The sequence below is a fragment of the Pseudocitrobacter sp. RIT415 genome, assembly GCF_003057695.2.
Classification (GTDB): Bacteria; Pseudomonadota; Gammaproteobacteria; order Enterobacterales; family Enterobacteriaceae; genus Pseudocitrobacter; species Pseudocitrobacter faecalis.
In genome coordinates, this window is the sequence record NZ_QBJC02000025.1 from 1 (window position 1) to 13,099 (window position 13,099).

Annotated in this window: 8 protein-coding genes; 6 read left to right on the forward strand and 2 right to left on the reverse strand. The window is 52.4% G+C overall.

What is annotated here, in order from left to right:
* Positions 1-106: 106 nt before the first annotated feature.
* A complete protein-coding gene (locus tag DBY68_RS19610) occupies positions 107-544 on the reverse strand; it encodes an acetyltransferase (RefSeq protein WP_108475972.1) in 438 nt (145 codons plus the stop codon).
* Positions 545-700: 156 nt separating this feature from the next.
* On the opposite strand from DBY68_RS19610, the gene metA reads away from it, so the two are divergent.
* From metA to aceK, 4 genes are all read left to right on the forward strand, one after another.
* Positions 701-1,630 (forward strand): homoserine O-succinyltransferase, encoded by a 930-nt coding sequence (gene metA / locus DBY68_RS19615; RefSeq protein WP_108475973.1) that lies wholly within the window; start codon positions 701-703, stop codon positions 1,628-1,630.
* Between the two features lie 270 nt (positions 1,631-1,900).
* On the forward strand, positions 1,901-3,502 hold the full coding sequence (gene aceB / locus DBY68_RS19620) for a malate synthase A (RefSeq protein WP_108475974.1): 1,602 nt from the start codon (positions 1,901-1,903) through the stop codon (positions 3,500-3,502).
* Positions 3,503-3,534: 32 nt separating this feature from the next.
* Positions 3,535-4,839 (forward strand): isocitrate lyase, encoded by a 1,305-nt coding sequence (gene aceA / locus DBY68_RS19625; protein WP_108475975.1) that lies wholly within the window; start codon positions 3,535-3,537, stop codon positions 4,837-4,839.
* A 103-nt stretch (positions 4,840-4,942) separates the two neighbouring features.
* Entirely contained in the window at positions 4,943-6,727 is a 1,785-nt protein-coding gene (gene aceK / locus DBY68_RS19630; RefSeq protein WP_108475976.1) for a bifunctional isocitrate dehydrogenase kinase/phosphatase, read from the forward strand.
* Between the two features lie 152 nt (positions 6,728-6,879).
* Here aceK and iclR read toward each other — a convergent pair whose 3' ends face one another.
* A complete protein-coding gene (gene iclR / locus DBY68_RS19635) occupies positions 6,880-7,704 on the reverse strand; it encodes a glyoxylate bypass operon transcriptional repressor IclR (protein WP_146745489.1) in 825 nt (274 codons plus the stop codon).
* A 202-nt stretch (positions 7,705-7,906) separates the two neighbouring features.
* On the opposite strand from iclR, the gene metH reads away from it, so the two are divergent.
* A complete protein-coding gene (gene metH / locus DBY68_RS19640; protein WP_108475978.1) occupies positions 7,907-11,590 on the forward strand; it encodes a methionine synthase in 3,684 nt (1,227 codons plus the stop codon).
* A 145-nt stretch (positions 11,591-11,735) separates the two neighbouring features.
* Entirely contained in the window at positions 11,736-12,545 is an 810-nt protein-coding gene (locus tag DBY68_RS19645) for a hypothetical protein (protein WP_108475979.1), read from the forward strand.
* Positions 12,546-13,099: the final 554 nt, after the last annotated feature.

A 13,099-nucleotide genomic window follows, 5' to 3' on the forward strand; every position in this document is an offset into this window, starting at 1 on the left:
GAGTAGGGAACTGCCAGGCATCAAATAAAGCAGAAGGCCATCCGCAGGGATGGCCTTTTTGCGTTGGTGCGGAAAACCTGCCGGATGCGGCTTTGCCTTATCCGGCCTACACATACGCCAGGTTCAACAACGGATACGGCTTCCCAAGATCGTCCACCTCGCTACGTCCTGTCACCCTGAACCCCATCTTCTTATAAAACCCAATCGCCTGCACGTTCTGCTCATTCACGTTAGTTGTTAACTTCGGGGCCTGGGAAAGCGCATGTTCCACCAACAAACGGCCAACCCCCGTACCGCGCGCATCAGGATCGACAAATAACGCATCCATATGCTCCCCGCTTAACAACATAAACCCAACCGGCTCATCCTGCGCATTGGCCGCGACCCATAGCGGCGCCTCGGGCAAAAATGAGCGTACAAGCTTCTCCAGCTCTGCCCGATACTCTATAGATAAAAAATGGTGCGTGGCATCGACAGAACGGCACCAGACAGCAACCAGCTTCTCTCCCTCATCATGGCGGGAACGACGAATACTAATAACCATAAATGCTCCTTTTATTTATTCTTATATTCTACGGTAATGTTGTCGGTGAAACTTTCTCACCTTTCACATGCAGACTCGACATTTCCCCTATTCCTGGTTATTGTCAGCTATCTGGATGTCTAAACGTTTATACGTATGTTGTGAGGTAATAAGGTTATGCCGATTCGGGTACAGGACGAGCTACCAGCCGTCAATTTCTTGCGTGATGAAAATGTGTTTGTCATGACCGCATCACGTGCAACAGGTCAGGAAATCCGTCCACTTAAGGTCTTGATTCTCAACCTGATGCCAAAGAAAATCGAAACGGAAAACCAGTTCCTCCGTCTTCTCTCTAACTCGCCGTTGCAGGTGGATATCCAACTGTTACGCATCGACGCGCGGGAATCACGCAATACCCCTGCCGAGCACCTGAACACCTTCTACTGCAATTTCGACGATATTCGCGACCAGAACTTCGATGGCCTGATTGTCACCGGTGCGCCGCTGGGGTTAGTTGAGTTTAACGACGTTGCCTACTGGCCGCAGATAAAACAGGTATTAGAGTGGGCGAAAGATCATGTCACTTCCACGCTATTTGTCTGTTGGGCCGTCCAGGCCGCGCTGAACATTCTTTATGGCATTCCAAAACAGACCCGCAGCGACAAACTCTCTGGCGTCTATGAGCACCACATTCTCCAGCCGCATGCGTTGCTCACGCGCGGGTTTGATGACAGTTTCCTGGCTCCCCACTCACGCTACGCTGATTTCCCGGCGGCGCTGATTCGCGACTATACCGATCTCGATATTCTGGCGGAAACAGACGGTGGAGATGCTTATCTGTTTGCCAGCAAAGACAAGCGTATCGCATTTGTGACGGGTCACCCTGAGTACGATGCGAATACGCTGGCAGGTGAATTTTTCCGCGACGTGGAGGCCGGTCTCAACCCGGTAGTGCCGCACAATTACTTCCCGAAGAACGACCCGCAGAACACTCCGCGTGCAACCTGGCGAAGCCACGGTAATCTGCTGTTTGCCAACTGGCTCAACTATTACGTCTACCAAATCACGCCATACGATCTGCGGAATATGAATCCCACACTGGACTGATCGTCTACCTCTCTCGATCCTAAAGCGTTTCAGCACTCTTCCTCAGGCACCTTCGGGTGCCTTTTTTATTTCCGAAAAGCACCTCAATCATTTAAAAAATTTTAATTTCATTGTAATCATAAGGTTATGTGTTATTTAATTTAAAAATGGAAATCGTTTTTGATTTTTATTAAATCCTGGATAGTCTTAAAAGTGTTGAATGAAAACTATGCAGCGATCGTCCGTTCACCCCTGGGGGATCGATCGCAATACATAATGAGGATCAGCACAATGACACAACAGGCAACAACGGCGGATGAACTGGCGTTTACCGAACCTTTTACCGGGCAGGAGCAGCAGATCTTAACGGCAGACGCCATCGAATTTCTCAGTGAACTGGTCGCGCGCTTTACGCCGAAGCGCAATAAATTGTTGGCTGCGCGTATTCAGCAACAGCAGGATATCGATGACGGTAAGTTGCCTGATTTTATTTCGGAAACTGCTTCCATTCGTAATGGTGATTGGAAAATCCGCGGTATCCCCGAAGACTTACAGGATCGACGCGTAGAGATCACCGGCCCCGTTGAACGTAAAATGGTGATTAATGCCCTGAACGCCAACGTAAAAGTCTTTATGGCGGATTTCGAAGATTCGCTGGCACCGGACTGGAACAAAGTGATTGATGGGCAAATCAACCTGCGTGATGCCGTGAACGGCACCATCAGCTACACCAATGAAGCCGGGAAAATCTACCAGTTGAAACCCAATCCCGCGCTGCTGATTTGTCGCGTGCGTGGCCTGCATTTACCAGAAAAACACGTTACCTGGCGCGGTGAAGCTATTCCGGGCAGTTTGTTTGATTTCGCACTCTACTTCTTCCACAACTACAAAGCGTTGCTGGCGAAAGGCAGCGGCCCCTATTTCTACCTGCCCAAAACCCAGGCGTGGCAGGAAGCGGCCTGGTGGAGTGACGTCTTCAGTTATACCGAAGATCGCTTCGACCTGCCGCGCGGCACCATCAAAGCCACACTGCTGATTGAAACGCTGCCCGCTGTCTTCCAGATGGATGAAATTCTGCACGCACTGCGCGATCACATTGTCGGCCTCAACTGTGGCCGCTGGGATTACATCTTTAGCTACATCAAAACCCTGAAGAATCACCCGGACCGCGTATTGCCCGATCGCCAGGTCGTGACGATGGACAAACCGTTCCTCAGCGCTTATTCGCGCCTGCTGATCAAAACCTGCCACAAACGCGGCGCTTTCGCGATGGGCGGTATGGCGGCGTTTATCCCGAGCAAAGACGCTGAGCGGAATACCCAGGTGCTCAACAAAGTCAAAGCGGATAAATCCCTGGAAGCCAACAACGGCCATGACGGCACATGGGTGGCGCATCCGGGCCTGGCGGACACCGCGATGGCGGTATTCAACGATGTGCTTGGCGAGCATAAAAACCAGTTATTTGTGACCCGTAATGACGATGCCCCGATCACCGCCGAACAGCTGCTGGCCCCTTGTGACGGTGAACGTACCGAAGAGGGGATGCGCGCCAACATTCGCGTCGCGGTGCAGTACATTGAAGCGTGGATCTCTGGCAACGGCTGCGTCCCTATTTACGGCCTGATGGAAGATGCGGCGACAGCGGAGATCTCCCGTACCTCCATCTGGCAATGGATCCACCATGAGAAAACCCTGAGCAACGGCAAAGCCGTCACCAAAGCCCTGTTCCGCCAGATGCTGGCCGAAGAGTTGTTGGTGATTCAGGAAGAACTGGGTGAGCACCGCTTCAGCAGCGGACGCTTCGACGATGCCGCGCGCCTGATGGAGCAGATCACCACCTCTGACGACCTTATCGACTTCCTGACTCTGCCAGGCTACCGCCTGTTAGCGTAAATCCACCACATAACAATATGGAGCATCTGCACATGAAAACCCGTACACAACAAATTGAAGAATTACAGAAAGAGTGGACTCAACCGCGCTGGGAAGGCATTCGCCGCCCCTACAGCGCCGAGGAAGTGGTGAAATTACGCGGCTCGGTTAACCCGGAGTGTACGCTGGCGCAACTGGGCGCGGCGAAGATGTGGCGGCTGCTGCATGGCGAATCAAAGAAAGGTTACGTCAACAGCCTCGGTGCGTTGACCGGCGGTCAGGCGTTGCAGCAGGCGAAAGCGGGTATTGAAGCTATCTATCTTTCCGGCTGGCAGGTCGCGGCTGACGCGAACCTGGCGTCAAGCATGTATCCGGATCAATCCCTTTATCCAGCCAACTCGGTTCCTGCGGTAGTCGATCGGATCAACAACACCTTCCGCCGCGCGGATCAGATCCAGTGGGCGTCCGGTATCGAACCGAACGATCCACGTTATACCGACTATTTCCTGCCGATCGTTGCCGATGCGGAGGCCGGTTTTGGCGGTGTGCTTAATGCGTATGAACTGATGAAATCGATGATTGAAGCCGGTGCAGCGGCAGTTCACTTCGAAGATCAGCTCGCGTCGGTGAAGAAGTGCGGTCATATGGGCGGGAAAGTGCTGGTTCCGACGCAGGAAGCCATCCAGAAACTGGTTGCGGCGCGTCTGGCCGCCGATGTCATGGGCGTACCTACGCTGGTGATTGCGCGTACGGATGCCGATGCGGCAGATCTGATCACCTCTGATTGCGATGCTTACGACAGCGAATTTATTACTGGCGAACGCACCTGCGAGGGCTTCTTCCGCACGCGTGCTGGGATTGAACAGGCGATTAGCCGTGGCCTGGCATATGCACCCTATGCTGACCTGGTGTGGTGCGAAACCTCCACACCAGATCTCGACCTCGCGCGCCGTTTTGCTGAGGCGATTCACGCTAAGTATCCTGGCAAACTGCTGGCCTACAACTGCTCGCCGTCATTCAACTGGCAGAAAAATCTGGACGATCAAACCATCGCCAGCTTCCAGCAGCAACTGTCGGATATGGGCTACAAGTACCAGTTCATTACCCTGGCGGGCATTCACAGCATGTGGTTCAACATGTTCGACCTGGCGCGCTCATACGCGCAGGGTGAAGGTATGAAGCATTATGTTGAGAAAGTGCAACAGCCTGAGTTTGAAGCGGGCAAACAGGGCTACACCTTCGTTTCTCATCAGCAGGAAGTGGGGACGGGCTACTTCGATAAAGTGACGACCATTATTCAGGGCGGCACTTCCTCGGTAACCGCGTTGACCGGTTCAACGGAAGAATCTCAGTTCTGATCCAGATGCCCGGTGGCGTCTTGCTAACCGGGTGCACACCGTTCTGTAGGCCGGACAAGCGTCAGTGGCATCCGGCATTACCGCGCACCGAACGAGGTCGATTATGCCGCGTGGCCTGGAATTACTGATTGCCCAAACTATTTTGCAAGGCTTTGACGCCCAATACGGGCGTTTCCTGGAAGTGACCTCCGGCGCGCAGCAGCGCTTCGAACAGGCCGACTGGCACGCTGTGCAGAAGGCGATGAAAAGCCGTATTCATCTTTATGATCATCACGTTGGCCTGGTGGTTGAGCAGTTGCGCTGCATCACCGATGGCAAAGGCGCGGATGCCGATTTTTTATTGCGTGTGAAGGGGCACTACACCGCGCTTCTCCCCGATTACCCTCGCTTTGAAATCGCGGAGAGTTTTTTTAACTCGGTCTATTGCCGGTTATTCGATCACCGCTCGCTCACACCGGAGCGGCTTTTTATTTTCAGCTCTCAGCCAGAACGCCGTTTCCGTACCATTCCACGTCCACTGGCGAAGGATTTCTTCCCCGAACACGGCTGGGGGATGTTGCTCAAGCGCCTGCTTACGGATCTGCCATTACGCTTGCCGTGGCAGAATAAACAGCGTGATATCAATTACATCATTGCGCATCTAAGCGAAACCTTTGGCCAGGCGATGCTTCAACAATCGCATCTGCAGGTAGCGAACGAACTGTTTTATCGCAATAAAGCGGCGTGGCTGGTTGGCAAGCTGGTGACCCCCTCTGCCACGTTGCCCTTTTTAGTGCCTATTCATCGCACGGATGAAGGGGAGCTGTTTGTCGACACCTGCCTGACAACCGCGACGGAAGCGAGCATTGTCTTCGGCTTCGCTCGCTCCTATTTTATGGTTTATGCGCCACTGCCCGCGGCGATGGTGGAGTGGTTGCGTGAGATTCTGCCCGGCAAATCCACGGCGGAACTGTATATGGCGATTGGCTGCCAGAAGCATGCAAAAACCGAAAGTTACCGTGAATATCTGCACTATATCGCCAGCACCGATGAGCAATTTATTGAGGCGCCGGGCATTCGTGGCATGGTCATGCTGGTGTTTACGTTGCCAGGTTACGATCGCGTCTTTAAGGTCATCAAAGACAAATTTGCCCCGCAAAAAGAGATGAACGCCGCCCACGTTCGCGCATGTTACCAACTGGTAAAAGAACACGATCGCGTCGGGCGGATGGCCGACACTCAGGAGTTTGAAAACTTTGTGCTGGAGAAACGGCAAATCTCGCCTGCGCTGATGGCGCTCTTGCAGCAAGAAGCGCCGGAGAAAATCACCGAACAGGGTGATCACATCATTATTAGTCATCTCTATATCGAACGGCGTATGGTGCCACTCAATATCTGGCTCGAGCAATCCGAAGGACAGCAATTGCGCGATGCAATTGAAGAGTACGGCAACGCCATTCGCCAGCTCGCCGCCGCCAATATTTTCCCCGGTGATATGCTGTTTAAAAACTTTGGCGTCACGCGTCATGGCCGCGTGGTGTTCTACGATTATGATGAAATTTGCTACATGACTGAAGTGAATTTCCGCGATATCCCGCCACCGCGCTACCCGGAAGACGAGTTCGCCAGCGAACCCTGGTACAGCGTCTCGCCCGGCGATGTTTTTCCGGAAGAGTTTCGCCACTGGCTCTGCGCCGACCCGCGCATCGGCCCGCTGTTTGAAGAGATGCATGTCGACCTGTTCAGCGCCGACTACTGGCGCGGTCTACAGACGCGTATCAAAAATGGTCATGTGGAAGATGTCTACGCCTACCGTCGTCGCCAGCGATTTAGTGTGCGTTATGACACCGATCGTAGGCTGGATAAGGCGCTTGCGCCGCCATCCGGCGTTGTGCCCCGATCAGCCTGATGGCGCTTTGCTTATCAGGCCTGCAAGTATTCTTCAAGATATTGAATTATAACTATTTTATAGGGTGGATAAGGCGTTACGCCGCATCCGGCAAGAACAAAGCGCACTTTGTCGGCAATCTGCAATGCCCCATCAGCGATGGGGTATGTATGTTATCGAATCCCACCATACGCCAGCGTCACTTCCTTCGCCGCCTTGATCACCATCGCGCCCAACTCGGTTACCCGGTCGTCGGTAATGCGTGATATCGGCCCGGATATGGAGATTGCCGCAAACGGCTCGCGGTGCTCGTCATAAATGCAGGATGCCACGCAGCGCAGCCCCAGCGCGTGCTCTTCATCATCAAACGAATACCCGCGCTTGCGCGTTTGGGCGAGGTCTTCTTTCAGATGTACTGGCGACACCAGCGTCGCATGGGTATAGGCGTGTAGCCCTTTACGGTGCAATAAGCTGGTAACTTGCTCTTCGCTCAGTTGCGATAAAAATGCTTTACCCGCACCGGAGGCGTGCATTGGCAGTTTGCCGCCAATGGGTGCAGACATGCGCATTAACTGCGTGCACTGGACCTGGTCGATAATAATGGCCTGATGGTCGCTTTGATCCAGCACCGCCAGGTTGACCGTCTCGCCGGAGTCTTCCATCAGTTTACGCAGGATAGGGTGGACAATCGCCAGCAAATTACGGCTCTGCAAAAAGCTGCTGCCGACGATAAATGCATGCGCGCCCACCGCCCAGTGCCCCAGCTCGCCCACCTGACGGACGAAACCCTGCTGCTGCATGGTGGTCAGCAAACGGTGAGTGGTGGAATTGGGTAGCCCGGCCTGTTGGGCGAGTTCGGTCAGCGCGACGCTACCGTTTGATTCGGCGATCCATTCCAGTAATTTCAGCCCGCGCGTTAAAGACTGAACCTGGCCACTCGGTGGAGCGGCGGCTGCGGCGGGTTTTCTTCCGCGCTTTGCGGGAACGGTGGCAACCATAGCGAACTCCTGTTTCTGTATCGTGGAAATAATTTTCGTTTTATTTGATTATAATGCAATCGCCAGAGTTACTGATCCGATGAGTCATGGTGAACTTGTCTCATGTAGCGCGTTGTTCTCTTTTCCACCATCAGGGTTTATGCCAGTATGGTCTATTGCCGTTTTTTTATCTGGGTTTGGTTGAGCGTGGTCGGGAGTGCGTGTGAGCAGCAAAGTTGAACAATTACGTCAGCAGTTAAATGATCGAATTCTGGTTCTGGACGGGGGCATGGGCACCATGATCCAGAGCTATCGCCTGAGCGAAGCGGATTTTCGCGGCGCACGTTTTGCCGACTGGCCATGCGACCTCAAAGGCAACAATGACCTGCTGGTGTTGAGCAAGCCGGAGGTGATCTCCGCCATCCATGATGCCTACTTCGCAGCGGGCGCGGATATCATTGAAACCAACACCTTTAACTCCACGACCATCGCCATGGCGGATTACCAGATGGAATCCCTGTCGGCAGAAATCAACTTCGCAGCGGCCAAACTGGCGCGCGCCTGCGCTGATGAGTGGAGCGCACGCACGCCGGAAAAACCGCGCTACGTGGCCGGTGTTCTTGGCCCCACCAACCGCACGGCGTCCATCTCTCCAGACGTCAACGACCCGGCATTCCGCAATATCACTTTCGATGGGCTGGTGGTTGCCTACCGGGAATCGACGAAAGCGCTGGTGGAAGGCGGCGCAGACCTGATTCTGATTGAAACTGTCTTCGACACCCTCAACGCCAAGGCCGCAATTTTTGCGGTAAAAGAAGAGTTTGAAGCCCTGGGCGTTGACCTGCCAATCATGATCTCCGGCACCATCACTGATGCTTCCGGGCGTACGCTCTCCGGGCAAACGACGGAAGCGTTTTATAACTCCCTGCGTCATGCTGAAGCCCTGACCTTTGGCCTGAACTGTGCGCTGGGGCCGGATGAACTGCGCCAGTACGTACAGGAACTGTCGCGTATTGCGGAATGCTACGTCACCGCGCACCCGAACGCCGGGCTGCCGAACGCCTTTGGTGAATACGATCTTGATGCCGACACGATGGCAAAACAGATTCGCGAATGGGCGGAAGCGGGCTTCCTCAATATTGTCGGCGGTTGCTGCGGCACCACGCCAGAGCACATTGCTGCGATGAGCCGCGCCGTTGCCGGGCTGCCGCCGCGCAAGCTGCCTGAACTGCCCGTCGCCTGCCGTTTGTCTGGCCTGGAGCCGCTAAACATTGGCGACGACAGCTTGTTTGTGAACGTCGGTGAACGCACCAACGTCACCGGTTCCGCTAAGTTCAAACGCCTGATTAAAGAAGAAAAATACAGCGAAGCGCTGGATGTGGCGCGTCAGCAGGTGGAAAGCGGCGCACAGATCATTGATATCAACATGGATGAGGGGATGCTTGATGCCGAAGCGGCGATGGTGCGTTTCCTCAACCTGATTGCCGGCGAGCCGGATATCGCTCGCGTACCGATTATGATCGACTCCTCGAAATGGGAGGTCATTGAAAAAGGCCTGAAATGTATTCAGGGCAAAGGCATTGTTAACTCTATCTCGATGAAAGAGGGCGTGGACACCTTCATTCACCACGCCAAACTGCTGCGTCGCTACGGCGCGGCGGTGGTGGTAATGGCCTTTGATGAACAAGGTCAGGCCGACACCCGCGCACGTAAAATCGAGATTTGCCGCCGGGCGTACAAAATTCTCACCGAGGAGGTCGGATTCCCGCCGGAAGATATCATCTTCGACCCGAACATCTTCGCGGTGGCGACCGGGATTGAAGAGCACAATAACTATGCGCAGGACTTTATCGGCGCCTGTGAAGATATCAAACGCGAGCTGCCGCATGCATTGATTTCTGGCGGTGTCTCTAACGTCTCGTTCTCGTTCCGTGGCAATGACCCGGTGCGTGAAGCTATCCACGCGGTATTCCTCTACTACGCCATCCGCAACGGCATGGATATGGGGATTGTGAACGCCGGCCAACTGGCAATTTACGACGACTTGCCGGCTGAACTGCGCGACGCGGTGGAGGATGTGATCCTCAACCGTCGCGACGATGGCACTGAGCGTTTGCTGGATCTTGCCGAGAAATATCGCGGCAGCAAAACCGACGACACGGCCAATGCCCAGCAGGCCGAGTGGCGTTCGTGGGACGTCAATAAACGCCTTGAATACTCGCTGGTGAAAGGCATCACGGAATTTATCGAGCTGGATACAGAAGAAGCGCGTCAGCAGGCCGCTCGCCCGATTGAAGTGATTGAAGGCCCGTTAATGGACGGCATGAATGTGGTCGGCGATCTCTTTGGCGAGGGCAAAATGTTCCTGCCGCAGGTGGTAAAATCGGCGCGCGTCATGAAACAAGCGGTGGCGTATCTCGAACCATACATTGAAGCCAGCAAAGAGAAAGGCTCCAGCAACGGTAAGATGGTGATCGCGACCGTAAAAGGTGACGTTCATGATATCGGCAAAAATATCGTCGGCGTGGTGTTGCAGTGTAATAACTACGAAATCATCGACCTGGGCGTGATGGTGCCCGCCGACAAAATTCTGAAAACCGCCAAAGAAGTGAATGCGGACCTGATTGGCCTCTCCGGCTTAATCACCCCGTCGCTCGACGAAATGGTTAACGTGGCGAAAGAGATGGAGCGTCAGGGCTTCACCATTCCACTGCTGATTGGCGGTGCGACGACCTCAAAAGCGCACACGGCGGTGAAAATCGAGCAGAACTATAGCGGCCCGACGGTGTATGTGCAGAACGCCTCGCGCACCGTTGGCGTGGTTGCGGCGCTGCTTTCCGACACCCAACGTGACGACTTCGTCGCCCGCACGCGTAAAGAGTACGAGACCGTGCGTATCCAGCACGGGCGTAAGAAACCGCGTACGCCGCCGGTGACCTTGCAGGCCGCGCGTGAAAACGATCTGGCATTTGACTGGGCGAGCTATACGCCGCCGGTCGCTCATCGGCTCGGCGTACAGGAAGTGGAAGCCAGTATCGAAACGCTGCGCAACTACATCGACTGGACACCGTTCTTTATGACCTGGTCGCTTGCCGGGAAATACCCGCGCATTCTTGAAGATGAGGTTGTTGGCGAAGAGGCGCAGCGCCTGTTTAAAGATGCTAATGAGTTACTCGACAAACTGAGCGCCGAAAAAACGCTGAATCCGCGCGGCGTGGTCGGCCTGTTCCCGGCAAACCGTGTGGGCGACGATATCGAAATCTACCGTGACGAAACGCGTACGCACGTGCTCACCGTCAGCCGTCATTTACGTCAGCAGACCGAGAAAGTGGGCTTTGCAAACTACTGTCTTTCCGACTTTGTCGCGCCAAAACTGAGTGGTAAAGAAGACTATATCGGCGCATTCGCCGTGACCGGTGGGCTGGAAGAAGATGCGCTGGCGGATGCTTTCGAAGCGCAGCACGATGATTACAATAAAATCATGGTGAAAGCGATTGCCGACCGCCTGGCGGAAGCCTTTGCCGAATATCTTCATGAGCGCGTGCGTAAAGTTTACTGGGGTTATGCGCCAAACGAGAACCTCAGCAACGAAGAACTGATCCGCGAAAACTACCAGGGCATTCGCCCGGCGCCCGGCTATCCTGCTTGCCCGGAACACACGGAGAAGGGCACCATCTGGAAACTGCTGGACGTCGAAAAACACACCGGCATGAAGCTGACGGAATCGTTCGCCATGTGGCCGGGTGCTTCGGTTTCCGGCTGGTATTTCAGCCACCCGGACAGCAAGTACTACGCGGTCGCGCAAATTCAGCGTGACCAGGTGGAAGATTACGCCCGCCGCAAAGGAATGAGTGTAGAGGAAGTTGAACGCTGGCTGGCGCCGAATCTGGGGTACGACGCGGATTAACCTACTCCCCCGGCTTTTGGCCGGGGGATTTTTTTGAAAGAAAACCTTTCTTATTGCTTAATTAGTGACGGGATACATTTTTTATTAAGATATCGGTGTATCTTCATAATTCATAAATACATTAATATATGTTATTGGTGAATGTATGGAGCTCTATGACTTACGAAATGGTTATATTAGACCAAAAGATTTCGAAAATATAATTGATCCTCTCACGGCTAAACGTCGGGTTAAGGAAAGCTATCACCTGGAAAAGACAGTGGGTGGAATGATTGGTTCACTGAATGGTTATATGTTGAAAAAAAATGATGGCTTACGCAGTTATTACTCATATGATCTCTATGACCGGGCAAACTGGAGTAAGTTAGATAATGATATCGATAATGGATTTCTAGTCCTTCTTGATCAAAGGATTAATCGAAGCGATGATTATTTATATCCTTTTTTTATTTCTGAAAATGGAGACCTTTTTTGTGTTAATGATATCATCTATGACATTTTCTTTATTAAACATATATTAAGTTATTTCTCTATGAAAGTGCTGGCGTATGGCAAGCCATCACCAACGCGTAGCAAGTTTGTACCATTAACACGGGAGTATGGTCCAGGTTATTGGCAAACAACTGATAACGATTATCATGCATTATTGAACGTAGGAATTATGGCTATCAATCGTGCCACATCTATGGGAGATGAAGGAAGACTATTTATGTCGGAAGGGAAGGATTTCATGAATACAGGTAGAGATAAGATCCAAATATGGACTCCCTTATCTGATAATATCGATAATGAAAATAAAGAGATAATTTCAAAGCGTTCAGTGATCAGACGGTATGGTGAGCAAAGAGCGATTCCACAACGCTATCTTGAAAGCGATGATGTGTGGGCTGCTGAAGGAAAATCCTGGCATTGGATACCAACAATTAGCGATGAATGTTATGAATTCAAAAAATAGGATCTACATCTTTTGGGGAGTGATGGATGTTATCTCCATATTAAGCTATGTTGGATTTTCAATATTGCGTGGGAATATTCCCTTTTATACCGATACACATCATTTTTTGATGAATTTCATGTCAATGAATGTTGGTGGTTGGAGTGGGATGTTTATTATCGCGATGTTTGTCTTTAATATTATGTTTTATGTGTCTCTTTTTTTCTCAATTTATTTGTTTTTATCCTCAAGGGAAATGCCTGTCTTGTTTCTCGTGTGTCAGGAATTTTTACGATTATGTTCTTTCACCTGCTCTGTATCGATAATTCATTTTGTTTTATATTTTATTCCCGGCTATCCAGCCTATATCGGAATTTTGCTTTTTACCTTTTCAGAGTTGTGCAAGATTGGAACATTATGGTGGTACAGAAGGCGTGCGGGGTAAGCATTTTCCTATGCTGATATTGCGCGAAGTCACTTTTCCTTACAACAAACAGGGCGCTCAATGAGCGCCTTGTCTCTTTATTGTGCGTAAACCCTTATACTAAGGGAAGGCTCTGCCGATTTTGCCCGGT

Bases quoted from the DNA above. Each gene is read 5' to 3' on its own strand.
- DBY68_RS19610 (WP_108475972.1), bottom strand. From the start codon at position 544: ATGGTTATTAGTATTCGTCGTTCCCGCCATGATGAGGGAGAGAAGCTG.
- metA (WP_108475973.1), top strand. From the start codon at position 701: ATGCCGATTCGGGTACAGGACGAGCTACCAGCCGTCAATTTCTTGCGT.
- aceB (WP_108475974.1), top strand. From the start codon at position 1,901: ATGACACAACAGGCAACAACGGCGGATGAACTGGCGTTTACCGAACCT.
- aceA (WP_108475975.1), top strand. From the start codon at position 3,535: ATGAAAACCCGTACACAACAAATTGAAGAATTACAGAAAGAGTGGACT.
- aceK (WP_108475976.1), top strand. From the start codon at position 4,943: ATGCCGCGTGGCCTGGAATTACTGATTGCCCAAACTATTTTGCAAGGC.
- iclR (WP_146745489.1), bottom strand. From the start codon at position 7,704: ATGGTTGCCACCGTTCCCGCAAAGCGCGGAAGAAAACCCGCCGCAGCC.
- DBY68_RS19645 (WP_108475979.1), top strand. From the start codon at position 11,736: ATGGAGCTCTATGACTTACGAAATGGTTATATTAGACCAAAAGATTTC.